20 protein-coding genes are annotated in these 24,257 nt (G+C 68.8%); 9 read left to right on the top strand and 11 right to left on the bottom strand.

Annotation, left to right across the window (positions count from 1 at the left end; genetic code table 11):
* Positions 1–362 (top strand): hypothetical protein (locus Amac_RS54675; RefSeq protein WP_218040849.1); only part of this gene is annotated, 362 nt, incomplete at its 5' end.
* Positions 363–677: 315 nt separating this feature from the next.
* Here Amac_RS54675 and Amac_RS02980 read toward each other — a convergent pair.
* The 3 genes from Amac_RS02980 to Amac_RS02970 all read right to left on the bottom strand — a co-directional run bounded on the left by Amac_RS02980 (position 678) and on the right by Amac_RS02970 (position 3,287).
* Positions 678–1,442 carry a WbqC family protein gene (locus Amac_RS02980; protein ID WP_218040848.1) on the bottom strand — a complete coding sequence of 255 codons (765 nt, stop codon included), beginning with the start codon at positions 1,440–1,442 and terminating at the stop codon, positions 678–680.
* A gap of 5 nt (positions 1,443–1,447) precedes the next feature.
* Entirely contained in the window at positions 1,448–2,119 is a 672-nt protein-coding gene (locus Amac_RS02975) for a YdcF family protein (RefSeq protein ID WP_307729693.1), read from the bottom strand.
* Positions 2,120–2,192: 73 nt separating this feature from the next.
* A complete protein-coding gene (locus Amac_RS02970) occupies positions 2,193–3,287 on the bottom strand; it encodes a hypothetical protein (RefSeq protein ID WP_155352705.1) in 1,095 nt (364 codons plus the stop codon).
* A 158-nt stretch (positions 3,288–3,445) separates the two neighbouring features.
* Here Amac_RS02970 and Amac_RS02965 point away from each other — a divergent pair, with 158 nt between their 5' ends.
* The 5 genes from Amac_RS02965 to Amac_RS02945 all read left to right on the top strand — a co-directional run bounded on the left by Amac_RS02965 (position 3,446) and on the right by Amac_RS02945 (position 8,596).
* Positions 3,446–3,817, top strand: coding sequence for a hypothetical protein (locus Amac_RS02965; RefSeq protein ID WP_155352704.1), 372 nt, complete (start codon positions 3,446–3,448; stop codon positions 3,815–3,817).
* The gene (locus Amac_RS02960; RefSeq protein WP_155352703.1) at positions 3,814–4,407 is read left to right on the top strand and encodes an ATP-binding protein; all 594 of its coding nucleotides are present in this window, start codon (positions 3,814–3,816) and stop codon (positions 4,405–4,407) included. Before Amac_RS02965 ends, Amac_RS02960 begins: the two co-directional genes overlap by 4 nt.
* Before the next feature lie 254 nt (positions 4,408–4,661).
* A complete protein-coding gene (locus tag Amac_RS02955) occupies positions 4,662–6,842 on the top strand; it encodes a B12-binding domain-containing radical SAM protein (protein WP_155352702.1) in 2,181 nt (726 codons plus the stop codon).
* 50 nt (positions 6,843–6,892) lie between these two features.
* Positions 6,893–7,987, top strand: coding sequence for an aldo/keto reductase (locus tag Amac_RS02950; protein WP_155352701.1), 1,095 nt, complete (start codon positions 6,893–6,895; stop codon positions 7,985–7,987).
* A 51-nt stretch (positions 7,988–8,038) separates the two neighbouring features.
* The gene (locus Amac_RS02945) at positions 8,039–8,596 is read left to right on the top strand and encodes a class IV adenylate cyclase (RefSeq protein WP_155352700.1); all 558 of its coding nucleotides are present in this window, start codon (positions 8,039–8,041) and stop codon (positions 8,594–8,596) included.
* A gap of 1,260 nt (positions 8,597–9,856) precedes the next feature.
* Here the strand turns inward: Amac_RS02945 and Amac_RS02940 are convergent.
* Positions 9,857–10,057, bottom strand: coding sequence for a hypothetical protein (locus Amac_RS02940; protein WP_155352699.1), 201 nt, complete (start codon positions 10,055–10,057; stop codon positions 9,857–9,859).
* Between the two features lie 284 nt (positions 10,058–10,341).
* On the opposite strand from Amac_RS02940, the gene Amac_RS02935 reads away from it, so the two are divergent.
* On the top strand, positions 10,342–11,754 hold the full coding sequence (locus Amac_RS02935; RefSeq protein WP_155352698.1) for a hypothetical protein: 1,413 nt from the start codon (positions 10,342–10,344) through the stop codon (positions 11,752–11,754).
* A gap of 111 nt (positions 11,755–11,865) precedes the next feature.
* On the top strand, positions 11,866–12,831 hold the full coding sequence (gene holA / locus Amac_RS02930) for a DNA polymerase III subunit delta (RefSeq protein WP_246268043.1): 966 nt from the start codon (positions 11,866–11,868) through the stop codon (positions 12,829–12,831).
* Between the two features lie 22 nt (positions 12,832–12,853).
* Here the strand turns inward: holA and Amac_RS02925 are convergent, their stop codons facing one another.
* The 7 genes from Amac_RS02925 to Amac_RS02895 form a co-directional block, all read right to left on the bottom strand.
* Positions 12,854–13,540: an ABC transporter ATP-binding protein gene (locus Amac_RS02925; RefSeq protein WP_155352696.1), complete on the bottom strand. Its 687-nt coding sequence runs from the start codon at positions 13,538–13,540 to the stop codon at positions 12,854–12,856.
* The gene (locus tag Amac_RS02920) at positions 13,533–14,459 is read right to left on the bottom strand and encodes an ABC transporter ATP-binding protein (protein WP_155352695.1); all 927 of its coding nucleotides are present in this window, start codon (positions 14,457–14,459) and stop codon (positions 13,533–13,535) included. Before Amac_RS02920 ends, Amac_RS02925 begins: the two co-directional genes overlap by 8 nt.
* Positions 14,456–17,128, bottom strand: coding sequence for an FtsX-like permease family protein (locus tag Amac_RS02915; RefSeq protein WP_155352694.1), 2,673 nt, complete (start codon positions 17,126–17,128; stop codon positions 14,456–14,458). The genes Amac_RS02920 and Amac_RS02915 overlap by 4 nt, the downstream gene beginning before the upstream one ends.
* 1 nt (position 17,129) lies before the next feature.
* Positions 17,130–20,351: an ABC transporter permease gene (locus tag Amac_RS02910; protein WP_155352693.1), complete on the bottom strand. Its 3,222-nt coding sequence runs from the start codon at positions 20,349–20,351 to the stop codon at positions 17,130–17,132.
* 223 nt (positions 20,352–20,574) lie between these two features.
* A complete protein-coding gene (locus tag Amac_RS57155) occupies positions 20,575–20,988 on the bottom strand; it encodes a ClpX C4-type zinc finger protein (protein WP_155352692.1) in 414 nt (137 codons plus the stop codon).
* Positions 20,989–21,124: 136 nt separating this feature from the next.
* A complete protein-coding gene (locus tag Amac_RS02900; RefSeq protein WP_246268041.1) occupies positions 21,125–21,421 on the bottom strand; it encodes a DUF397 domain-containing protein in 297 nt (98 codons plus the stop codon).
* 69 nt (positions 21,422–21,490) lie between these two features.
* Positions 21,491–22,525, bottom strand: coding sequence for a LacI family DNA-binding transcriptional regulator (locus tag Amac_RS02895; RefSeq protein WP_170322273.1), 1,035 nt, complete (start codon positions 22,523–22,525; stop codon positions 21,491–21,493).
* Here Amac_RS02895 and Amac_RS02890 point away from each other — a divergent pair.
* On the top strand, positions 22,466–24,223 hold the full coding sequence (locus Amac_RS02890) for an amidohydrolase family protein (protein ID WP_155352689.1): 1,758 nt from the start codon (positions 22,466–22,468) through the stop codon (positions 24,221–24,223). The genes Amac_RS02895 and Amac_RS02890 overlap by 60 nt on opposite strands.
* Positions 24,224–24,257: the final 34 nt, after the last annotated feature.

The following is a 24,257-nucleotide window of genomic DNA, read 5'->3' as shown; positions in this document are numbered from 1 at the left end:
GTATAGATCCCCCGAAGCGTGCCAGGAACGTCGGTGAGTTCACGGGGACTCAGACGAATGTCGGTGGTGAACCGGCGCAGGCGCTCCCTCCAGCGCGTGCCCTGCGGAAGACGGCCGTCCTGTGCAAGGACGGCGACTTAGTCGCTTTGGACCAGGCTGATAGCGAGGACTCGGTGGTGCAGGTGCTCCGGTACCTCCTGACGAACCCGATGTTCGCCGGGCTGCTCGATGGCGTCGCCGCCAAGGCCGCTAAGGCGGAGGACGTCCAGGCGCTTGTCGAGGCGCAGGGGCAGCTCGAACCCTCGATGAAACGTCTCAACGAGCTCATGGCGATCACCCAGGGCCAACGCCGCCCGCGCTGACACCAACCGGGGCATCATGCGGGAGGCGCGCGAGGGCGACCTGGGCTGCGTCTCCTTCGTCCTGTCGATGGAGCGCTCCTGGTACAAGTTGAAGTCATCAAAGGTCTAGGTCCAGCGCGCCGCGACACCACTCGCCGGGGCCGTCGTCGACAGGGCGTCCGATGTACAGGCTCGCATGGCCGAACGACACACCGACCGTTATTGGCGACCTGCCATTGAGCCGGATGATCTGCGCGTGCCGCGGATCGCGCCCGGTAGGTGATGGTCCGGCTGGCGGGCCTTGCGTTGACGGTGTTGACGGCGGAGGGCCAACGGTCACACGGTTGCGGGATGGTGTGGTGGCGTCTTCGCCTCGTGGGTGGCGTGCTGGCATAGTTCGCGGGTCAGGGCGGCGGGGCCGACGCCCATCAGGGCGGTGAGGGCGGTGACGCGGCGGGCGGCCGACCAGATTCGAGGATCGCCCTGCACGGGGGTGGTGAACAGCTTGGTCGTCAGTCCGTGGGTCGCGAACGGCCACTGGTCGAGGTATCGGGCACCGCCGGTGCCACACAGATAGGTCGTCGCGCCGACCGCGCAGGTCAGGTCGGCCAGGCGTTCGGACCGGCCGGTGCGGGCAGGCAGGTCGCTGCTGCGCCAGATGACCCCCGGCCAGCCCAGTACGGTCAGCAACGCCATGGTCGCGGCCTGGCTGAGATCGGCGAGGCGGTCGGTGCGGTCGAAAGCGTCCAGGACCTCCTGCAACGGGGTTTGGGCAGCGGCCCAGTGAGGGCTGCGCCGGTAGTACTGCTGGAGCAGGCGGGTCACTCGCCGCCGGGTGTGAGCCGGGTCGGCGATTCGGACGTCACGGATCCGCGTGGACTGCCCGTCCGGCAGGTGAACGGGGATCGTGAGCCACTGCCCGGCGGATTCACCCGCCGTGTCGCCGGGGGCGGTCAGACGGCAGCGGTGCTGGTAGTCACGGCGGGTGAACTGCACATCGTCCAAGACCACCCACACATCAGCGGTGAACAGCTTGGCCAGCGTGGACAGGCGGGGGAAGAAGTTGGGCTGGTGGATCGCGCACAACAGGCCGGCGGCCACCGCGATCAGCTCCTCAGCAGGCGGCTGTCGAACCCCGCATCCAGCAGACGCCGGTAGGCGGCCTGCACCTCGGCGGGCACGTCCTGGGCGACGGCGAACCCGAGCGCCGGGTATTCGATGACACGCTGGAGGTCGCCGACGAGCATGTCGATGACGAGCTTGTCGTCGCCGATCGAGGTGAGGTAGTCGGCGAAGGTCAGCGGTTCGGACGCGCACACCGCTTCCACCTGCGGCCAGACCCGGCGGGCGGTCGCGAACGCCCGCCGCTCCATGTACGGCTTGGAGATCAGCAGCACCGAGTCGACCTCGATCCCGGCGTCGGCGAGCGCACGCCGGGAGTAGTCGATGTTCTGACCGGTGTTGGCGGCCCGGGGTTCGATGATGATCGCGGACTGGGGGACCCCGAGCTGCATGGCGTGCTCGGCGAAGTGGACGGCCTCGCCGCGAGGGAACCGGGCCGCGGTGGTGGGGCTGTTGGCGCCGGAGAACACCAGGACAGGGAACAGGCCCGCGTGGAACAGCTGGGCGGCCAGCGCCGCCACGCCGAGGTCGTGGCTGCCCAGGCCGATGGCCGCCGAGCAGGGCCGGGCCTGATGGTGCATCTGGTGGAAGTCCCAGATCGTCAGGGCGTCAGCCCGCTGGTCGTCGGTGATGGCGGCGTGTTGCTGGTCGGTCACGAAGTCCCTCGTAGTCCCTCGATGTGGTGATGTCGTCCGGTCGATGACCGAGTCGCAGATTGCCCTGTGGTTGTTAGATGGATCGTCCGCCGGAGCGTTCGAAGTCTTGGCGGATGGTCTGGATGCTGCGCAGCTGGTGGCTGAGCCCGCTGGCCAGCGCCAGCTGCGCGGTCTGATCGAGCAGGGCCAGCCCATGATCGCAGGTCTGCTTGTCGGTCAGCAGGATGTGAGCGTGAGCGGTGGACAGGCGCACCCGTTGCATAGGGGTGTCGTCGGCGCCGCTGGAACGGGCGATGTCGATGAAGTGGAGAGCCTGGCCCAGATTTCCGGCACCCCGATAGGCCAGCGCGAGTTTCTGCTGGGCGACCGACCAGTCCTCGGCCTCACCCAGGTCCTCGAACTCCCGGGTCGCCTCGGCCATCACCCGGGCCGCGTAATCGTGGTCGCCGTGTTTGGACAGGGCGGTGCCGACCCACAGCCGCGACCGGGCCCGGTCACGCCCGCTGAGGCGCTGGTCGGTGGCCAGTTCCTCATACCGGCGGGCGGCTGGTTGCAGGTTGCCCGTCATTTCCGCGACGACCGCGAGTGACAGTTCGATCTGGGCGACCCGGCGCGGGATGTCCAGTTCGCCGAACATGCCCAGCGCCTGGCGATAGGAGCTGCTGGCCGACAGCGGCCCGACCAGGGTGCCTTGATCGCGTTGGGTGTCGCCGAGCAGGACCAGCGACCGGGCATGCAGATACAGCGCCTTGGGGTCCAGGCGTTCGGCGGGGAAGCGGGACAGCCATCGGTTGATCAGGGCGGTCGCCGCGCCGAAGTTCTGGCGAGAGAGCAGCACCACTGTCCGCTCCAGGTCATCGGACCAGGTCTCGTATTCCCACGCCCGCGGGACATGCGGTTGGGTGTTTTGGCCGGGGGCCAAGGCGCCGGTTTCAGCCAGCAGCAGATGGAAGCGCATCTGCTGGGCGGCGCTGGCCCGCTCCAGCGCGGTATCCAAGATCGCTTGGGTGTCGGGGCGGGGCACGGTGGCCTCGCGGAGCTTCTCCCAGTTGGACACGGTGCGCACGGCGACGCCCAGCTCGTCTTGGGCGAAGGCGCGGACGCTGAGGCGCAGCGCCCGGCGCAACGCGCGGGCTTCCCGGCCGGTCCACAGGCGCACTGCGGGCATGGGGAGCTCTCCTTTCGCTAACCGAATGCAAGCACGCCGACCTCCGCTGGTGCATCACAACTGCATCAGAACTGCCACACCCCGTCATTTCGACCTCGGCCCGGCCCGCTCAAGCTCGAAACCGAGCAGCCTCACCCGTTCCGAGCAGAGGGTCCGGCATGAAACACACCTCCGCACGCATCACCGAGCGGCACCCGATACCCGGTCCGCTCGTCTACGGCTATCTGCGGCTGCCCGCCCCCAACCCGGCCCGGCGCCAGGCGCTCACCTGGGCGGTGAGGGCCTACTGCGACCAGCACGAGCTCGTGCTCGGTGCCGTGTTCACCGACAGCCTCACCCCGGCGGTGTTGTCGGCGGCGTTCGCCGGTCTGCTGGACGCCCTGGCAGTCGAGGGCAGCTACGGGGTCGTCACGCCGTCGACCGCGCACTTGGGCGGGCGGAGGCTCGGCCAGGAACGGACCGGCCTGATCGCCGTGACCGGTCGCCGGCTGATGCTGGTGCGCGGCACCACTGCGGCGGCCACCCGATGAGCCCCCCTCCCTGCGTCGTGACCGGCCTGGTCGCTGATGCCCTGCACGCGGCTGACGCCCGCGAGGACACCGCGAGCGCGGTCGGACCGCACGCGGCCCAGCTCAGCAGCCTCCAGGCCGACCATTGCCGCATCCGGGTCACGGCCTGGAGCCTGCCTCGCCGGACCGCCGCCCGCCGGGCCCGGCATCTGCTCCGCGCCCAGCTGCACGGCCACGTCACCGACCCCGCTGTCTTGGAAGATCTGGACGTCGTCGTCTGCGAGCTGGCCACCAACTCCGCCCGGCACACCAGCGGCCCGTTCGAGATGCGGGTGCTGCACCACGCGGGAGTGCCGGTGGTCTGCGAGGTCGCCGATTCCGGCCAGGACCTGGACCAGGTCGCCGACCACCTGCGCCGGTCAGCCGGGCCCGCCGGACTCGACGCGGTCCTCAGCGTCGCTGCCTTGGCCGAGGGCGGCCGGGGCCTGGGCATCGTCGCGACCCTGACCGGTGGCCGCTGCGGAGTGCACGCCACCCGGCTCTGCGGCACCGGTCGGACCGGCAAGAGCGTGTGGTTCGCCATCCCGGTGGAACGCGCTCACACCCCCTGACGCCGTGGTCCCCGGGTTGAGGGCAAGGCCGAGCCGCCCCTTGGGCTCCGCCCCGCCAGGCAAGTCCCCGGGGACCACGGTCACCACGGCGTCGCTACCTCACAGCAAGCCCCGTTGACGAGCCCCGGCGCCTCGTCTCGGCGGGACGGCCATGGAGGCATTACCGCCCCGCATCACCGCGAGTCATCGCGGAGCACGCCACCAGCTCCCCAACAGCCGCAGGACCCTCCTGCGGCCCGCAGCCAGGAGGCGACATGCCTGACACCCGCACCATCGGCTCAGCCGGCATCAGCTCACCCGAACCCGACCCGGCCGGGGACCGGCTGATCAGCGCCATCCACAACGCCATCGGCACCGCTCCATTCCACCCGGCGCAGCTTCGGGAAATCTCCCCGCACGACCCGGCGGCCCTGCGTGACTTCCTCACTCGCCATCTGCCCACACGCGTGACGTTGACCGGCACCGCCGACCGGCGCCTACTGGTCGTCGAGAACACCACCCACGCCAGATGGACACTTGCCGACCTGTCCGGCCAGGCGCACCACACACGCCAATGGCCCGCATGGACACACGGGCGCATCAGCCCGGATCGCCCCGAATCGTGGCTGGCTGAAGCTGACCTGACGGCCGCCACCTACCGGCGTCTGCTGCGGCCAACCGTGCTCCTGGTCGCGCTCTATCACCCCGAGTACTTTCCGCTGCCCCGTTTCCCGCTGGCCATCTCCGACATCGCACGGGCCGCCCGCGCCACCCTGACGGGACAAGTCGAGCTGATGGACATGCAACTGGGCCTCACCATGGCCGACATCACCGCCCGCATCCGCGAAACCAGCCCGGACATCGTGGGCATCTCGGCGACCTTCGGCCAGCACGATCTGATGATCGCCCTGCTGGACGACATCACCGGCATGCCGGACCCGCCGCTGATCGTGACCGGCGGCAGCCTCACCGTCCGCAACGAGGCTCTGCTACTGGAGCGCTACCCCGGCCTGGTGATCGCACGCGGGGCGGGCGAGCCCACAATCCAAGACCTGCTCGCGCACTGGCACGGCGACCTGCCCTTGGAGCAGGTACGCGGCATCGGCTACCGCGGCTCCAACCAGCGCGGGCAGACAACCCTGGCGATCGGCCGCGCCCGCCACACGCCGACCGTCTCCAACCGGCAGCAGACCGACATCTGGCCGGAACTGGACCTGCTGGAGCGCACCTTCGCCTGCGGCGGTGTCGCCCAACTCGAAACCTCCCGAGGCTGCACCAGCTCGTGCTCGTTTTGCCCGCGCGGGCACAAGGGCCACTGGGCGGGCGCCGCCCCCGAAGGGCTGGACTGGCTGCTGCGCGAATTCAGCGGCGTCTTCGACCGGCACCCGGAAGTCTCCCGCACCCTCTACCTGGTCGATGAGGAGTTCATCGGCCGAGACGCCGGGGCCGAGGCCCGCGCGCTGACCATCGCCGACACCCTGCACCGCCACAACTTCGCCTGGGAGACCTCCTGCCGCGTCGATCAGGTCCTCTGGCCCGACAAGGGGCGCACCTGGCACCGGGACCGGGCCCGGCTCTGGCGGGACCTGGTGGACAACGGGCTGCGGCGCTGCCTGTTCGGGGTCGAGTCGGGAGTCACCTCCATCCTTGACCGCTTCCACAAGGAGACCACCGGCGAGCAGAACGCTCTGGCGATCCGGACCCTGTCGGCGCTGGGCGTCCCGACCCGGTTCACCTACATCACCTTCGACCACCTGATGAGCGTGGAAGAACTCCGCGCCACCCACGCCTTCCAGGCTCGCACCGACCTCGTGCTCAAGCCGCTGCCCCACCTCAGCGTCGAGCAGATCGTCGACGGGGTCCGCGACGAGGACTTCGTCACCGCCCACACCCGCGGCGTCCCGTTCTACACCGCGATCAGCTACCTGCTGGTGTCGATGGAATGCCTGGTCGGGGCCGCCTACACCCGCAAAGTCATCAACGCGGGCCTGGCCGGGCAGACCCGCCCGTCGATGGGGCGCATCGACGCCGTCTTCGCCGACCGGCGCATCGGCGTCCTCAGCGAATGGGCGCAGCAGTGGGTGGACCGCAACTTCGCCCTGGACTACACCCTCAAGTCGCTGGAGAAGGTCCTGGACGGCGGCCCTCGCCGCACAGTCCGAGCCGCCCGCCAAGTCCTCAAACAAGCAGCGTTCGACCTGTTCACCACCATGCTGGTCATGCTGGGCGACACCGACCCCGGCCCCGGCGAGCCGGACCTGCTCGACCTGAGTTGCCGCACCCTCGCCGACGCCCTGCTGGAGGAACTGCGTCCCCGCGTCGAGCGGGCGGTCTCCGACGTGTCGGCGGTCCTGCCGCCACACCGAGCCGAGACCCTCCAGCGCGAGCACACCCGCTGGGCCACCCACGACGGATCCTGGAGGCTCATCAACGCCTCCGACCCCTGCGGCACCTGACCCCCGGCCCGTCACCGTCACTCACGCTCACCCGTAAAGGACGCTCTCACATGAGGCTTGCTGACCTCCCCCCGCGCACGCTCGCCGGGCTCGGCCGACCGGTGTCGGCCATCGGCGCCGGATGCTGGACCATCGGCGGACCCGCCGTCAACGGCGCAGTGCCGATCGGCTGGGACGGCGTGGACCCCGAGCACGCCTACGCCGGCCTCATCCGCGCCCACGAGCTCGGCGTCAGGCTGTTCGACACCGCCGACGTCTACGGGATGGGCCGCTCCGAACGGTTACTCGGCCGACTCTTGCGGCAGACCAACCGGGACGACCTGGTGATCTCCAGCAAGGTCGGCTACTTCGCCGGGACCGCTGAACACCCCTACCAGCCCGGCCAGATCCGCCGCCAACTGGAGACCACCCTGACCAACCTCGGCACCAGCCACCTGGACCTCTACTTCTTCCACAGCGACGACTTCGGCCCCGGCGACCGCTATCTGGACGACGCGATCGCCCAGATGCGTGACCTTCAGCAGCAAGGGCTCATCACCGCGATCGGTATGCGCGCCCCGCACGCCTTCGCCCAGGAATGGGCATACGGCCCACGCCCCACGCCCTCGGCTCGCCGATTCCAGGAGCTGTTCGACCGCATCCGGCCCCAGGTCCTGACCGCCCGCTACAATCTGCTGTCCCCGCACTACACCGCCGCCGAGAGCGACATCTTCGACTTCGCCCGCCACCACCACGTCGGGGTCATCATCAAACAGGCCCTGGCCCAGGGCCTGCTCACCGGCAGGCACCTGCCCGCCCTGGCCCGCACGTTCAGCGACCACGACCACCGCAGCACCGACCCCACCTTCCGCCCCGAGGTCATCGCCGCAATACATGACACGCTCAACCAGATCGCCAAACACTTCGGCGGGCAGCCCGCCGACCTCGTGCGGCTGGCCCTGCGCTACGCCCTGCACCGCGACCCCAACGCCCCAGTCCTGGTCGGGTTCAGAGACAGCGCCCAGATCACCATGAACCTCACGTGCCTGGGCGAGCCCCTCACCGCGCAAGAGATCCATCTACTCCAGGGCTTGACCCAGTCCGCCGTCCGAGTCATCGACCCCGCCCGCACCGATCGGCCACGCGCCACACCGGCTACCGCCTAATCTGCCCACGGCACCGTCGTGACCAGGGCACCACACAGAGAAAGGACGACTATGCAATACACCGAGGTCGAGCAGAAGTACCAGGTGCGAGACACGGCCGTACTCAAAGCCGTGCTGGAAGAACGGGGGGCGAAACCCGGCCCGGCGACCCGGCAGGTCGACACCTACTACAACGCCCCCCACCGGGACTTCCTCGCCCTTGACACGGTCTCCGAATGGTTGCGTCTTCGCGAGTCCGACCACGGCGACTCGATCAACTACAAGCATTGGCTTCCCGCTGAGGCCGTCATCAAGACCCATTGCGACGAGTTCGAGACCCCGGTCGAGGACATCGAGGCCCTACGCCGCACACTCCAGGCTCTGAACTTCACCACCATGATCACAGTGGAGAAAGTCCGCGAGGAGTGGGTCCTGCCCGGCTTGGTCGAGGTCGCGTTCGACGCCGTGACCGGCGCGGGAGATTTCGTGGAGTTCGAGTTCAAGGGCGAGGCCGTCGATGCCCAATCCGCCATCACGCAACTCGATGCCTTCATCGCTGACCTGGGAGTTGAACTCGGCGAACGCATCAACCGCGGCTACCCCCACATACTCCTAGGCCGCGATCACTGAGCCCTCGCCACGAACATGAACCGACGAAGCCGTTGAGACACGGCTACCCCTGATCACCTGGGGATTATGGCCCGAGCACGCGCTCATGCCATACTCCCAGCGGCATTTAGAGTTGGGTGACCGATACCCGCTTCGTCGAGCGAGTCCGAGCCGTGTTCAACGAGCACTCGTCTGGAACAACCCCTGATTACGGGGGACGGGCGATCCAGCCTATTTGGTCGATGGCTGGGAGCAGCCTGCGCGCAGCCGGAGGCGTCGCTGGAGGTTAGGTCTGATGGAAGGGGTTGGAGGAGATGCAACCCTAGTCGTTGCCGATTTTCCAACCCTGAGCCGGCGAAAATACGTCACCCGCTTTCCTCGCCGCGACCAGATCCCGAGCCGCCCTCCGGGCCGGACGGCCGAGATGCGGACGGCCGCGCTGCTCGACGCTGCGGGCATCCCGTCCCGCCGCCGGTCGACGGGCATGGTTCGGCCGCGCCCGGCGCTCTTGGTTGCTGCCGGTCTGGACCTGGCCGCCACGGGCTAGCTGCACGCAGCGTGACGGCTCGATGGTCTGCATCCGGGTCTGCACCGTGTAGACCTCGGATGCAGATTCCTCACCTGAGGAGACGGTGCAACTCGGCCATGCTGGGCGCCGCAGAGGCCGGGGAGGGTCGAGAGCGGCCACCTGCGGAAACGAGACCTGACCCCTCCCCATCGTCGGCAGATCTCCCGCGCACAAAGGTCACTCTCAGTCGGCAGGCGGCGAGTCAGCGTGCGCGTTTTGTAAGGGCTTGTCGCGATCATCCTGGAGCCGAGGCCCCCCGCCGGAGGCGTACTGCTTTGAGGGTCACGGAGGTGAGTCAGGGGTGTGGAACGGGTGCCCGATTGGTGGAACGGTCGGGGGCGGAGGCGGGAGAGGCGAGGATAGGCGATCCGTGAGCTGGTTAAGCCTAACTAGGACGCCTGAGACCATGAGGCCCAACCCGACGAGGCCCATCGCAGCGCCCTGAAATCCATAAGGCCCGCGCGGTGAGATGAAGGCGGTTCCTGCTCCCCAGATCAGGACGGCCCACCCGATGAACAGAAGGGTGTTGGACGATCCACGGCCGCCTTCGGGGCGGAACGATCCCTGTGACATAGGGGGATGTTAGTCCTGTGATTCAGATTCGAGCCAAGGGCGTGGAAGCGGCCCGAGCTGCTGGCGGCCGGGACCGGCCCCCAGGCCGCATGCCCGGCCGCCGAGCGGGCGTAGGGTCGCGAGGCGGCGCGGAGCGCTTTTCAGCGTACTTGCCACACCACGGTTCCAGCCGCCAGTCCCCGGCCTTCCTCGCCGCGACCAGATCCCGAGCCGCCCTCATCAGCGTCGGCGCCGACAACAGCTACGGCCACCCAGCCCAGACGACCATAAGCCGCCTCACCTGGCTCGGCGCCCGCGTCTACCGCACCGACCGCGCAGGCGACCTCGCGGTAATCCCACATCAAGGCCGCCTCGCGGTGGTTTCGCGAGGCACTTCCTAGGAGAAAAAGCCCGTCTCCGATCGGACTCTTGGTGTGAGGAACGACCGGATTCGAGGACCGCCCTGCGCGGGATGGTGAACAGCGTCCCCTGTCTATTCCGGTGACGCCGCATCGGTGGGCGGGTTGCCCAACGATGTTGGAGCTGCTGTCGCGTGCCTGCCTGAGGGCGTCATTTCGGAGCAGGAAAGGGGTGGTTTCCGGCCAGGTCCTTCGTGTAAGGAGTATTACAACGGTCCAATTGATGGTTGACGGCTTTCGTATGCGTACATAGCGTCGCGGGCGAGCCACGAGAGGACGGCGGCGACCCGATGTACAAACGTGGAACGCGGAAGAAGTCCCCCACGCGTAAGAGCGACGACGACAGAGACAACAGGGACGACAGAGATGAGAGAGACGACAGGGAAAAGGGCGGGTCCTCGGACGAGTCGTCGTCGGAGGGTGATCGCACCACGCCGCCTCTGACCAAGACGAAAGGCAAGCGCACGCTTGAGAAGGTGGCGAAGGGGGTCGCCCCGAGATCTCCCGTCCGGGAGAGAGGCGTGGGCGAGGAGCGTATAGATCCCCCGAAGCGTGCCAGGAACGTCGGTGAGTTCACGGGGACTCAGACGAATGTCGGTGGTGAACCGGCGCAGGCGCTCCCTCCAGCGCGTGCCCTGCGGAAGACGGCCGTCCTGTGCAAGGACGGCGACTTAGTCGCTTTGGACCAGGCGGACAGCGAGGACTCGGTGGTGCAGGTGCTCCGGTACCTCCTGACGAACCCGATGTTCGCCGGGCTGCTCGATGGCGTCGCCGCCAAGGCCGCTAAGGCGGAGGACGTTCAGGCGCTTGTCGAGGCGCAGGGGGAGCTCGAACCCTCGATGAAACGTCTCAACGAGCTCATGGCGATCACCCAGGGCCTGGGCGCCGGGGCGCATGTCGTGGTGATCGACAGCAGGGACGATGACAGCCTGCGGGCGGACCACGATCCGTACGAGAACATGATCAGGATCGGCGAGATTCAGAACACCGAGCCCGGCTGGCACCAGGACACCGCGGACTATTGGCCTTGCCTGGTCCGGGTGCTGTTCGAACTCTGCAACGCCGCCCGCGCCGACATCAACCGTAACCTCATGCGGGAGGCACGCGAGGGCGACCTGGGCTGCGTCTCCTTCGTCCTGTCGATGGAGTTGAACGAGGACCGCACGAACGTCGAGTTCGACCGGCTCTGGGGCTCGATAATGGCCGCCGGCCCGCACCAGGTCAGGAAGGGCGGCCGGACCGTCACGAGCGACGTCCCGGACCTGCGTCTCATCAACGTGACCGGTCTGAGTGCCGAAGTCGCCGCGCAGCTCAGATGGCGGGCGCAGCTCATGGGAGGGCACGTCGCCGACTATGTGGAAATGTGGTTCGGGAACTTCGGGGCGATCTTCAAGGGGAAGAACCCCGAGGACTGGCAGGACCTTCTCAATGTCATCGACCCACCTCCGGATAGTTCGGATGAGGGCGAGGGCCCGGACAACGAGTCGGACGATGAGTCGGACGGCATGGACGCCGAGGACAGGCAGGAGATCGTCGAAGACGTCCAGCATCTGGTGGGAGTCCAGGTGCCCCCGCTCCACATTGTCGACGTGGTGAAAGTCATGCGCGCCTGGTACAAGCTGAAGTCATCAAAGGTCTAGGTCCAGCGCGTCGAACCGCCGCCACGCCACTCGCCGGGGCTGCGCGTGGGGGCATGGTGATCTTCCGGGTGTTCGTGTCGGGGGGTTCGGGGGCGTGGCATGCTGCGTGGCATGGGGAATGTTGCGGCGGTCACGTTGGTGCTCGGGGATGAGGAGCTGCTTGCGGATCGGGCTGTCGGGGATGTGGTGGCCGAGGTGCGGTCGGGGGGTGCGGATGCCGATGTGCATGATCTGCTGGGGGGGAAGGTCGAGCCGGGGGAGTTGACCAGGCTGACCTCGCCGTCGTTGTTCGGGGATCAGGCGATCATCGTGATTCGGGCGGCGCAGGATCTGTCCAAGGATGTGATCGCCGAAGTCGTGAAATATGCGGCGAATCCGGGGGACGATGCTGTGCTCGTGCTGGCGCACCCGGGTGGGGTCAAGGGTAAGGCGCTAGTTGATGGCGTGAAGAAGGCCGGTGCGCGTGTTGTCACCGTCACCAAGCTGACCAAGGCGGGGGAGCGGATCGACTTCATCCGTAGCGAAGTCCGCCGGACCGGGCATTCGATCACTCCGGCCGCGGCGCAGGCGCTTCTCGACGCGGTCGGCAGTGATCTCCGGGAGCTGGCGGCCGCGTGCAGCCAGCTCATCTTCGACACGGGGGACAAGAGCATCGGCGAGGCCGCGGTGGCCCGCTACCACCGGGGCCGCGCTGAGGTCAGCGGTTTCACCGTCGCCGATCTCGCCGTCGAGGGCAAAGCGGGCGAAGCTCTGGAACAGCTGCGCTGGGCTCTGGCCACCGGCGTCGCCCCCGTCCTGATCGTCAGCGCCCTGGCCGGCGGCCTCCGCTCCCTCGCCAAAGTGGGCAGCGCCCCCAGGAACGCCAACGAGAACCAGCTCGCATCCCAACTCGGCATGCCCCCCTGGAAAATCAGGAACGCCCGCCGCCAGCTCAACGGCTGGGGCCCGGAAGGCCTCTCCCGCGCCATCCAGGCCGTCGCCCTCGCCGACGAACAGGTCAAGGGAGGCGGCACCGACCCGGCCTACGCCCTCGAAAACACCGTGCAAACCATCATCGCCAACCGCACCGGCCGTTAACTCCCCCGGGCGATCGCGAGGACTAGGCGGGGGTGGGTTCTGGGGTGAGGAAGGCGCCGTCTTTGAGTTCGAGGACTCGGTCGGCGAGGGAGATGAGGCTGGGGTCGTGGGTGGCGACCAGGGCGGTGACGTTTTCGCTGCGGACGACCGCGCGGATGAGTTGCATGATCTGGCGGGCGGTCTGGGAGTCGAGCTGGCCGGTCGGTTCGTCGGCGATGAGGAGTTTGGGGCGGTTGGCGAGGGCGCGGGCGATGGCGACGCGCTGCTGCTGGCCGCCGGACAGCTCGTACGGCCGCTGGTTGGCGTGCTGCTCCAACCCCACCAGCGCGAGCAGCAACGCCACCCGTTTCTCCCGCTCGTCCGGCGCCATCCGGGCCAGCCGCATCGGCACCCCCACGTTCTCGGCGGCGGTGAGCACGGGAATCAGCCCGAACGACTGGAAGACGAACCCGACGACATCCCGCCGCAGCTCGAGCAGAGCCTGTTCGGGAAGCTCGGTGACTGCTTTGCCGTCGACCGTCACCGAACCCGCCGCGGGCCGGTCGAGGCCGCCGACCAGGTTGAGCAGGGTGGTCTTGCCGGAACCGGACCGTCCCCGGATGGCGATCAACTCGCCAGGGTTCGCGTCGAAGCTGACACCGCGCAGGGCGACCACGTCGCGCGGGAAAACCTTCCGCAGGTCCCGTACGGAAACCAGAGGCTCACTCATTGTTCTCCTCCCCGGGCGCCGACGGCCAGACGCCGATGTGGTCGCGTTCGAGCTCCAGCCGCACCCGCCGTTCCATCTCGAGCGCGTTCATGAAGTCGCGGGGCAGCTGGAGCCGCCCGACCCGGTCCAGAACCGCGTACTCCTCGGCGATCACGTCGCCGTCTTCGGAGGTGCGGCGCAGGGTCTCCGAGGAGGTGCGCCCGTCCCGGATGCCGACCGTCCGGTCGACCTGCTCGGACACGAGCGGGTCGTGGGTCACGATGACCGCGGTGACGCCGAGCTCGCGGTTGGCGCGGCGGAGGGCGCCGAAGACCTCTTCCGAGGTGTCGCTGTCGAGCTCGCCGGTCGGTTCGTCGGCCAGGATGACCTCGGGCTCGTTGGCGAGCGCGACGGCGATGGCGATGCGCTGCTGCTGGCCGCCGGAGAGCTCGCCGGGCCGCCGGGTGGCGCAGTCGGCGACGCCGAGCAGTTCGAGGAGTTCGTCGGCGCGGCGGCGGGCGTCGCGCTTGTTCCCGGCCAGCCGCATCGGCAGCAGCACGTTCTCCTGCCCGGTCAGGTACGGCAACAGGTTGCGACCCGTCTGCTGCCAGATGAACCCGACCACCGAGCGCCGGTAGCGCAGCCGATCCCGCGAGGTCATGGACAGCAGGTCCATCCCGGCCACCCGGGCCAGCCCGGCCGTCGGCACGTCGAGCCCCGACAGCACGTTGAGCAGCGTCGACTTCCCCGACCCTGACGCCCCGACGATCGCGATCAGCTCGCCCTTCTCGATGAGCAGGTCGAGCCCCTGCAACGCGACGACCTCGACGCCTTCGGTCTTGAAGATGCGGACGAGGTTGTCGCAGAGAATATGGGCGTGCTCCCCGAAAGCCGGCCGATTCCGTACGGCCTGCGCCTCCAGATCCGACAGCGTGGTCATGTGGATTCCCCCACTCGAAGTGCGGTGGTGACGCGGCGGCCGGTGCTGGCGTGCCCGAACGCGCCGAGGATGGAGACGGCGGCGAGTCCGGCCGCCAGCAGGATGGGCGTGGTGAAGGTCAGCGGGAACTCGGTCACGGCTATCCCGGCATAGGCCGACAAATCCAGGCTGGGGCCGAGGGCGGCGGGCAGCAGCATGCCGAGCGCGAGCCCGGCCAGCGAGGTGAGCACGATCAACGGCGCCACCTCCAGCACGGTCAGCAGCCTGGCCTGCCGCTGCGACAACCCCAGCGTACGCAGGAAGGACAGCGCCCGGGCCCGGTCGGCCGCCCCGATGACGAGGGCGATGACGACGGCGATCAGCGCGTACCCGGCGAGCGCCACGGTGGCGATGGTGAAGCTGGCGATGATCGTCCCGGCCAGCGGTGCCTCGGCGATGCGCGCGTGGGCGGAGTCGAAGGTCTCCACGACCGCGTCGGAGAGGCCGACCGTCCGCTCCAGCAGGGCCTGGTCGACATCCCCGCCGATCAGCAGGATGTTGGTGTAGGTCCGCAACCCGGCGATCTTGGGCCCTTCGTACGGCATGACGATCAGGTTGCTGCTCTCGAACGCCAGCCCCGGCAACTTCTCGATCGACCCCACGTTGGTGAGCTTCATCCGGGTATGCCACCCGATCTCGAACGACGCGTACGGCGCGAAATTCGCCGACACCAGCACCGGAATACCGTCCCCGACCGGCGGATCCGGCACCACCAGCGGGCTTCCCGCGACCAGGTCCCGATAGGCGGCCAGATCCATGGCGAGCACGGTGGCCATCTGCGCGCCGGTCGCCACCTGCACGGTCCCCTTGGCGACCGGCAGCACCGACGTCACCCCGGGCAGCGCCCGCACCTTCGCGATCACGTCCGCGGGGATCTCGGCGGCCCGTTCGACCCGCGCGGGCGCGCCGACGGTCTGCCAGGTGGCGGTCCGCTGGGTTTCGAAGATCGCCCCCGAGACCAGGGCGCCGAACACGGACACGGCCAGCGCGGGCAGCAGGATCAGCACCGGCAGCGAGGTGACGCCCCGGGACCGGGCGGCCAGGGTCAGGCCGAGGAAGGGCACGGCCCCACGGCGCCGGTTGGCCAGCCGTACGATCAGGCGGAGCGGCAGCGGGTAGCAGCGCAGCGTGATCAGCGCGGCGGCCAGGGTGAGCGCGGCGGGGACGAGCAGCAGGAACGGGTCGGCGCCGAGCTCGGCCACGTCGGTGGCGAGGCCGCGGGTGCGCAGCAGGTATGCCCCGCCCAGGGCGAGCACGATCACCAGCAGTTCGAACGCGATCCGGCGCGGCGACGGCTTCGGCGCGACGACGTCGTTACGGCTGTCGTGCAGGGGCTTGCGGTGCGCGAACGCGAGCCGCACCGCGGCGAAGGCGACGGTCGTCACCGCCAGGATCGCGGGGCTGAGGTGCACGATCGGCGTGATCGGCCCGGGGACCAGGTAGGACGCCGCGTATCCGGCCAGGGCGGCGGGCACGACGATCAGCGCGGTGGCCCCCGTGCCCGCCCGGGTGATCTGGCCCAGCGAGCCGCCGCGCGCCCGCGCCAGCCCGAGCCCGGCGCGCATCCGCTCGGCGAGCAGCTGGACGGCGAGCGCGATCACGCCGAGCGCGACCACCGCCAGCCCGCCCAGCATGAGGAACATCAGCGTCTGCGCGGTCCGCAGCTGGGTCAGGAACCCTTCGAGCAGCGGATCCAGGCCGGTGGTCAGCTCGAAGCTGGCCGCGGGGATCTGCGCGATCCCGCTGTCATTGCGCTCACCCTGCTGCTCCACCACCTGCCGGAAGTCGACGATGTCCTGGATCATCGGGGTCGCGTTCCTGGCGTTGATCGGGGATCCGTCGATGCCGAGCACCCACGAGTAGTACAGCTCGCGCCGCGAGTTCAGCTCCCGCAGGCCCGCGTCAGGAATGAGCCCGACGGCCATCAGGTCGGGTTCGTCGGCCTCCGGGAGCCATCGTACGGTGACCCGTTTGACCTCAGGGTTGTGCTCCCAGAAGCGGTCGGACGGGTCGATCGCCTCGAACAGGCCGACGACTTCGGCCGCGATCGTGTAGCTGTTGCCGAGCAGCACGGTGGTGCCGACCGGGAGCCGCATGGCGTCCGCGGCTTCCCGTACCAGGCCGATCTCGAAGAGCGGGACGTTCTTCAGGTCCGGGTTGCCGGGCACGGTGGCGAGTGTTCTGGGGGCGCCAGGCTCCCGTCCCTCCACGTAGCGGACCTTTTCCCCGACGTTGGACGCCCAGGCCAGATCCACATACCGCTGCAACGGCGTCGGCCTGCCGAGCACTCCGGAAACCGGCGTTCCGTGGGTCTTGGCGGACTGGTGGCCGGTCCCTCCGGGAACGACGGCGGACGACAGCAGGGGCGGCAGCGCGTCCCGCCACAGCCGGTCCAGCGCGGCGAACTCGCTGCGGTCGTGTAGTTCGTCCTCGGGGGAGTTGGGGCGCAACCGCACCGCCAGGTCGGTCTGCGGGGCCACCACCTCGTCGACCATGGCGGCCAGCGCATCGTCGTACGCGGCTTCGAAACCCCGGGGGAGCCCCGCCACCAGCAGCGACGCGGTGAGGGCGAGCAGGGCGAGCACGGCCGCCGCGCCCCGATGCACCCGGACCAGCTGCCAGGCGTTCATGTCAGTCCTCCCCGATGCGCAGCGCGCGGCCGAGCCCCTGGCGGCGCAGCGTGCGGGCGAGCCCGCCCACCACCGCGAACAGCACCACGGTCACGGCCGCGAGCAGGGCGATCGTCGCGCCCCATGGAATGTCCAGCAGCACGCCGGGGGTGACCGAGGTGGCCTGCCCGGTCAGCACGATGTGCGGCACGACCAGGGTGGCCACGACGGCGGCGAGCACGGTGCCGCCGAGCAGCGACAGGCCGATGATGAACGCCTGCTCCACCGCGAGCAGCCCGAACACCTGCCGGAAGCTCACCCCGAGCGCGCGCAGCAGCACGAACTCGGTCATCCGCTCCCGGGCCGCCACGGCCGCGTTGACCATGAAGCCGAGCACCGCGAACACCAGCGCCGCCGCGAACCCGAGGATCAGCGCCCCCTGCAGCCCGCTGGCCAGCGGGTCGTCGCGCAGCTGCCGGGTCAGCGCGGCCCGGTCCACCACGGTGTGATCCCATTCGGGGTGCGCGGCCAGCTCGGCCGCGGCCCGCTCGTCCGGGGTGGCCAGCCACCACTCCCCGGCCAGGTGCGGCGGCCGCGCCGTCGTCAGGTCCCGCGCCTGCAAGGTCTCCAAATCGGCGAGTACGGCGGGAGCGTCCCCACTCGTCCCCGGCATCGCGGCCACGATCCCGACCGGCATGACCGGAATATCCTGCCCGTCGATGGACAGCTGCGACGCCCGCCCCACGGCCAGCTTCGCCGACACGGCCACGTCGGCGGTGACCACGACCGGTAGCAGCGGCGTCTCGGGCGTCCCCGGAATCACCGCCACGAAGCCCGGGCTCTGCGCCTCGGGGAACTCCTCGGCGTTGGCGCGCGGCACCTGCAGGGTGAGCAGCCCGCCGGAGACAGCCTCCGGCGGCGGCAGCTGCCCGGTGCCCCGGACGATGGCCGTCCAGTCCGGCGCGGCGAGCGGCCGCCCGTCGGCGGCGATACCGGCCACGCTCATCGTGAACGGCGACCCGACCGGCGGCACCGGCACGTCCAGCAGCAGGCCGGTCAGGCTCAGCGGGTACGCGATGGACCCCGACCGTCCCGCGAACGCGGTCAGGTCCACCGTGAGCACATGGTCGGCGCCGTCCGGAACCAGCAGCCCGGCCTTGGCCTCGTGCCGCGCGCCGAGCGCGTCCCGCAGCACCAGCCGGGGCACCAGGCTCCGGTAGGACGCGGCCACTTCGGGTTTGTCCAGTTCGAGCCGGACGGTCATCGCGAGCGTCTTCGGCGTTCCGGGAATCTGGACCGCCGGGAATTCGGGCCGCTCCCCGGCCAGATCCCGCCCGAGCGTGGCCACCGGGTCCTCGGCCAGGTCGCCGCGGAGCGTCATCAGCCGGTCCAGCTTGGTCGCGTCCACCGCCAGGAACGTGGCGTCCACCGCGCCCACCTCGACCGAGCCCCGGTAGACCGGGCCGGCCGTGGTCACGCCGGGCAGCTTCGCGAAGGTGGGGCCCCGGCCGAGCGGGCCCAACTCGGCACCGGCTACGGGACCGGCCACCCGCAGGTCGGCGGAGGCGACGTGATTGGCCTGATCCCGCTGCGAGTTACGCCAGGTCGCCGCTGTGGCGATCGACACCACGCCGATCGCGATGGCCATGGTGAGCAGCAGCACCGGACCCGAGTAGCGCAGCGGCCGGCGGCTCACCTGCCACGCGCCCAGCGCCGGAGCCAGCGACCGCCGCCTGCTGGTGAGCCGCTCGGCCAGCTTGGCCACGATCGGGACCAGGCGCAGCCCCAGCATGCCGCCGCACAGCAGCGCCAGCGCCGGCCCCATCACGATCAGCGGGTCGATCCCGAGCCCGCCTCCCGCGGTGGACGTCACCGGCGCGCCGTAGCGCCGCAACTGCCACACCGCCAGCGCCGCCACCGCCAGCAGCACCAGGTCGCCGCCCGCCCGCTGGATCAGCCCCTGCTTCTCGCCCCGCCCGCGCGCCGACTGCTCCTCCACATATGTACGCCGGGCGCCCCGCACCGCCGGCAACGCCAGCAGGATCGCGCAGGCCACCGCCACCCCCGCCGACACCACGAACGTCATCGTGTCCGGTGTGGGCGTGAGCCGTACGCCCGAGGCCTTGAACCACGGGATGGAGCTGACCAGTTGCAGCAGCGGCGGGGCCAGGAATGGCGCGACGATCGCGCACGGCACCGCCACCAGCAGCGACTCCGCGCCCGCGAGCAGGCCGAGGCGTACGCTGCCCGCGCCGCGCGAGCGCAGCAGCGCCACCTCCATGCGCCGGTGGTCGGCGAGCAGGCGTGCGGTCAGCATCAGCGCGTAGGCGGCGAGCAGGAGCAGCTGGAGCACCGGCACCAGCATGGTCGAGCGGGCCACCAGGGCGGCCTGGGCGAGCTGGGCGAGCATCTCGGGCAGGCGGCTGGAGGCTGTACAGGCGGAACAGTCCGCTTTGAGGCGATCGCTGAGCCCGGCGACGCGGTCGGCGAACGGCCGTAACTCGTCCTGGGGCAGATCCCGCAGATCCGGTACGGCGAGCCAGGTCGCCGTGACATTCGTCGCGAACCTCGCGACAAAGGTCTCCCTGGGCACGACCAGCGGCCCATAGGTCGTGTAGTTGCCGATGGACGAACCCCGGCGAAGCATGTCATCCCCGGTCCAGCGCTCACTGTACGGATCGGTGAGCTGGAAGATCCCGGCCAGCCTGACGTCGACCGGCTTGTCGTCGAGGCGCCCGACGATGCGGAACTCGCTGCCGACCGAGACGTTCATGGCCTGGGCGGCGGGCTGGGAGAGCACCGCCTCGACCGGGCCGGACGGCTGGTCCTTCGGCCAGGCGCCGCTGATCACACGAGCGTGCTGCTCAAGCCCTTCGTAGGCGGCGAAGCGGGTGAGTTCCGGCAGTTCACGCTTCTCCTGGCCGGGCAGGGCGAAGGAGTCGGAGCGGATGCTGACGCTGACCTCGGCCGGGATGTCGCCGTAGGTTTCGGTGAATTCGAGCCGGACGTTCCGGTCGAAGGCTTGGAAGGTGTTCGCGTCCACCGGCGCGCTGACCCGGGCCGACACGGTCTCCAGCGACGCCGTCTCCGTGGCGCGCCGGACGCCGACCTCGGTGACCGACACCGCGTACATGGTCAGCGCGACCAGCACGGTGGTGGCGAGCAGAATGGAGCCGAACGCGGCCACCAGCAGCAGCGGCTCGCTGACCGCACGCCGCAGGACCAGCGGTGTTCGCCCCCGCATCGACGACCCCCAAGCTTTTCGCCCCGATGTCCGGTATTTCGCTCACCATAGGGGATTGCGGGCGCTTGACCATGGGTCAAAGTAATCGGTGATCCAGCCGATACGCTGCGGCGATGCACATGTGATATCGAAAACGTGACAATTTCCCTCTTGAGATCACATGGCGATCCCGATACGTGAGGGCGAGATCGTTCTGTTTGGGATTGTCTGGGTCCGGTTGGGGTCACTCCTCGCCGGAGAACTTCTCCCAGGCGGACTGGCGGGTGGTCCCGAGGGCGGCGCCGATCCTGGCCCAGGTGACGCCACGGTCGCGCAGCCGCTCCACCCAGACCTTGAGGTTCGCGTCCACCTGCGCGCCGACCGCCGCGATCCTGGGCAGGAAGTCCAGGATCTCCTGGTCGGTCATCGCGTCCGGCCAGGGCACTTCCGGTATTTCCGGCAGTTTGACGTCCGGTACGGCCTGCGGGGCCGGTGTGGCTTCGGACTCGGCGATCTCTTTCAGCATCTCCGCACAGAGCTGCACACATTCGTTGCAGATGAAGACACCGGCACCCGCGATCAGCTTGGCGACCTCGTCCTTCGGCTTGGTACAGAACGAGCAGCGAAGGTCCTGCTCGGCGAGGGTGGGGGCAGGCATGTGCTCTCCTCATGCGATTGATGTCAGGGTGACCCTGACATCATGCCCCCGTCAGGGTGATCCTGACAAGAGTCCAAACGACAAAGCAGCCCCCCACAGCAGGAGAGGCTGCTCTTTTCGCGCCGGTACGACTCCGTCAGATCATGTCGTCGAACTCGCCGTCCTTCATCCCGAGCCGGAACGCTTCCCATTCGGAGTTCGTGAAGAACAGCTTCGGCCCGTCTGGGTCCTTGGAGTCGCGGAAGACGATGAGTTGGTCTTGGTCGGACTTGTGGGCGGTGTCGGCGGGGGTGTCGAGGACGCCGACTTCGACACAGTCGGCACCGCCGTTGCCGCTGCGAGAACTCTTCCGCCAGATGGCGACTTCCACGCAGGACGCTCCGCCGTCGCCGCTGAGGACGCTCTTACGCCAGACAAGTCCAGAGAGATCCATGTCGGACATGCTTACCTTCCCGTTTTCTCGTTCTATGTCCAGGAGCTTTGGTGCCAGGGTGCTGCGGGCTCATGGGTGGGAAGGGGCGGCCGTCGACTGTCGGATGACGAGTTCTGGTGGGAGTTTCTCAATCGTCGGCTCCGTTGGCGAGCCTGCGATCACCGCGAGAGCGAGCGTGGCGACTCGCCGGCCGAGTTCGAGGCTGGGTAGACGTACGGTCGTCAGTGGTGGGTTGACGTGATTCGATAAGGGCGCATCGTTGTACCCCACGATGGAGATGTCTCGCGGGCAGGTCAATCCTCGGTCGCGCAATGCCTCCAGTGCCCCGACGGCCATGAGGTCGTTGTGCGCAAAGAAGGCTGTTGGATGCCGGCCCGGGGTGTCCAGGATGGCTTTTGCGAGCCGTCGGCCCTCTTCGACCGTCGGCGCGGTTGCGGACTGGTCAACGAAACGTTCGAGGGCCGTCGTCGTGGACATCACGGCGGCGAAGCCTTGTTCCCTGCCGCGGAACGAACTGACATCCATCGGTCCGCGTAGCTGGGCTAGATCGCGGTGGCCGAGACTGACGAGGTGCTCGGCCGCGAGCTGCCCGCCGAGCACGTCGTCATGCGTGATGGTGGGGAACCGGGCTGACCCGACGCTGCGGACGGCGAGCACGACCGGGATTTTCTCAGCAAGTGATGCCACCGCGTGCTCGTCGCCAAGGTGAGCCGCGCTGAGGATTACCGCGTCAACGCGCCGAGCGACGAAATGGTCGATGATCTCCAGTAGGGTGCTGCCGTCGTCGTGCGTCTCCGCAATCAACAGCAGCTTTTGCTCGGCGCGGATGATCTGCTCGATCCCGCGCAGGATGGGCGGCAGGAACGGGTTCGCGACGTCCGCAACCACGACTCCCACCATCCCGCTGGAGTTCTTGCGCAGGCTGCGGGCGAACGAGTTGACCTGGTAGCCGGCCTCCTGGGCCACCCGCCGCACCCGGTCGCGTGTCTCCGGGGTGAGCATGTCGCCACGGGCCGGGTCCAATGCCCGGGACGCCGTGGCGGGATGGACGCCCGCAAGGCGGGCGATGTCCTTGAGCGTGACGCGTGCCGACGATCGATCCACGAACGTATGATGCAATGCTTTGCAGGCACGTGCAACTTGGTGCAACGACATTCTGGTGGGCCGCGTGGATTGGCGAAGCTCGACGTCACGGTGGTGGTTCGAAACAGGATGTTGACACGCGCGTGTGGCGTACGTAACCATCTCCAGCATCGCGATGCAATGCATTGCACAAGACAGCTCCCTAAGGCGATGGGCGGTCATGGATACAGTGGATGCGGAAGAGCGACACACGAAGTCCGGTCCCCGGCTCGAGCCGTTCATGCGATGAGTACGAGACGCACGCTCTTCAAAGGCGCGACGATCTTGCCGATGGATGGCTCATCCGACCTGCCGTCGGGAGACCTGCTCGTCGAGGGCGATCGCATCGCCGCCATCGCGCCGAGCCTGGAGATCGACGGCACCGAGGTCATCGACGCGTCGGGGATGGTGTTGTGCCCCGGTTTCGTGGACACCCACCGTCATACCTGGCAGACGCCGCTCCACGGGGTGCGCACGGACTGGAATCTGCTCGACTACATGACGTACATCCGCGGCATGTACTGCGTCTGCTACGAGCCGGAGGATGCGGGGCTCGCGAACTGGGTCGGCGCGATCGAGGCGCTCGACTCGGGGATAACGACGCTCGTCGACCACTCCCACCTGCAGCTGTCCGAGTCCCACTCCGATGCGCTGGCCGAGGGCATCATCAAGTCGGGCATCCGGGGCATCTACTGCTACGGAACCTATCGGAACCTCGCCTATCGGCCCGGTGACGACCCCGGGAATCTCCCTCGCCTCCTGAGCGAGGTGAACAGTCCGCTCAGCGAGTGGCACAAGCGCAACGCCACCCGCATCCGCGACACGTACTTCAGCGACGACTCGGCGAGGGTGCGCTTCGGCATCGCCTCGCGCGAGTTCGAGACCCTCCCTGAGGCGGCGTCGATGCTCGAGGAGGTGCGGTGGAGCCGCACCTTGAACCCGGCGCGGATCAGCATCCACATGGGGATGAGCGCGCGCGAGCCGCTCAAGGTCGTGCGGGAGCTGCACGACGCCGGGGAGATCGGGCCTGACCTGCTCTTCGTGCACGGCAATCACCTGCCCGACGAGGAGCTGCAGATGATCATCGATGGCGGCGCCTCGCTCAGCTCGGCTATCGAGATCGAGATGACCTACGGCGCGTTCCCCGCGGTCGAGCGGTTCACGGCGCTGGGCGGCCAGTCGAGCATCGGGATCGACGCGACGATCGACCTGGCCGCCGACATGTTCGGCCAGATGCGTGCGCTGCTGAACGTCTGGCGTCTGGAGCGCTCGCTGAAGGATCCCCTCACGATGACGCGGAAGGTCCATCAGAAAAAGGTCCTCGAGATCGCGACGATAGGGGGCGCGGAGTCGATCGGGCTCGGCGACGTCACCGGCAGCCTCACCGTCGGCAAGAAGGCGGACCTGCTGCTGTTGAAGACCGACGTGCTCGGGCTGGCGCCGATGTGGGATCCCTACGCGGCCGTCGTGAACTACGGCAACCCAGCCCTCGTCGACACCGTGATGGTCGACGGGCGGATCGTGAAACGGCACGGCACCCTCGTCGATATCGATTGGCCGGCGGTCCGTGCGCGCCTGGAGCGCTCGAGAGCCGACATCCGTCGTCGTTTCTCGCTGATCCCCGAGCAGCCCATTCGTGAGCGCTGGACGCAGGGATTCCGCATCAACATCGCAGGATAGGGACGATCGAGCGGCAGACGCATGTATCCCGATC

It is taken from the genome of Acrocarpospora macrocephala, assembly GCF_009687865.1.
In the GTDB taxonomy this organism is placed as follows: domain Bacteria; phylum Actinomycetota; class Actinomycetes; order Streptosporangiales; family Streptosporangiaceae; genus Acrocarpospora; species Acrocarpospora macrocephala.
The sequence above is the reverse complement of the archived record's forward strand: the minus strand, read 5'-3'. Positions and strand labels throughout refer to the sequence as shown.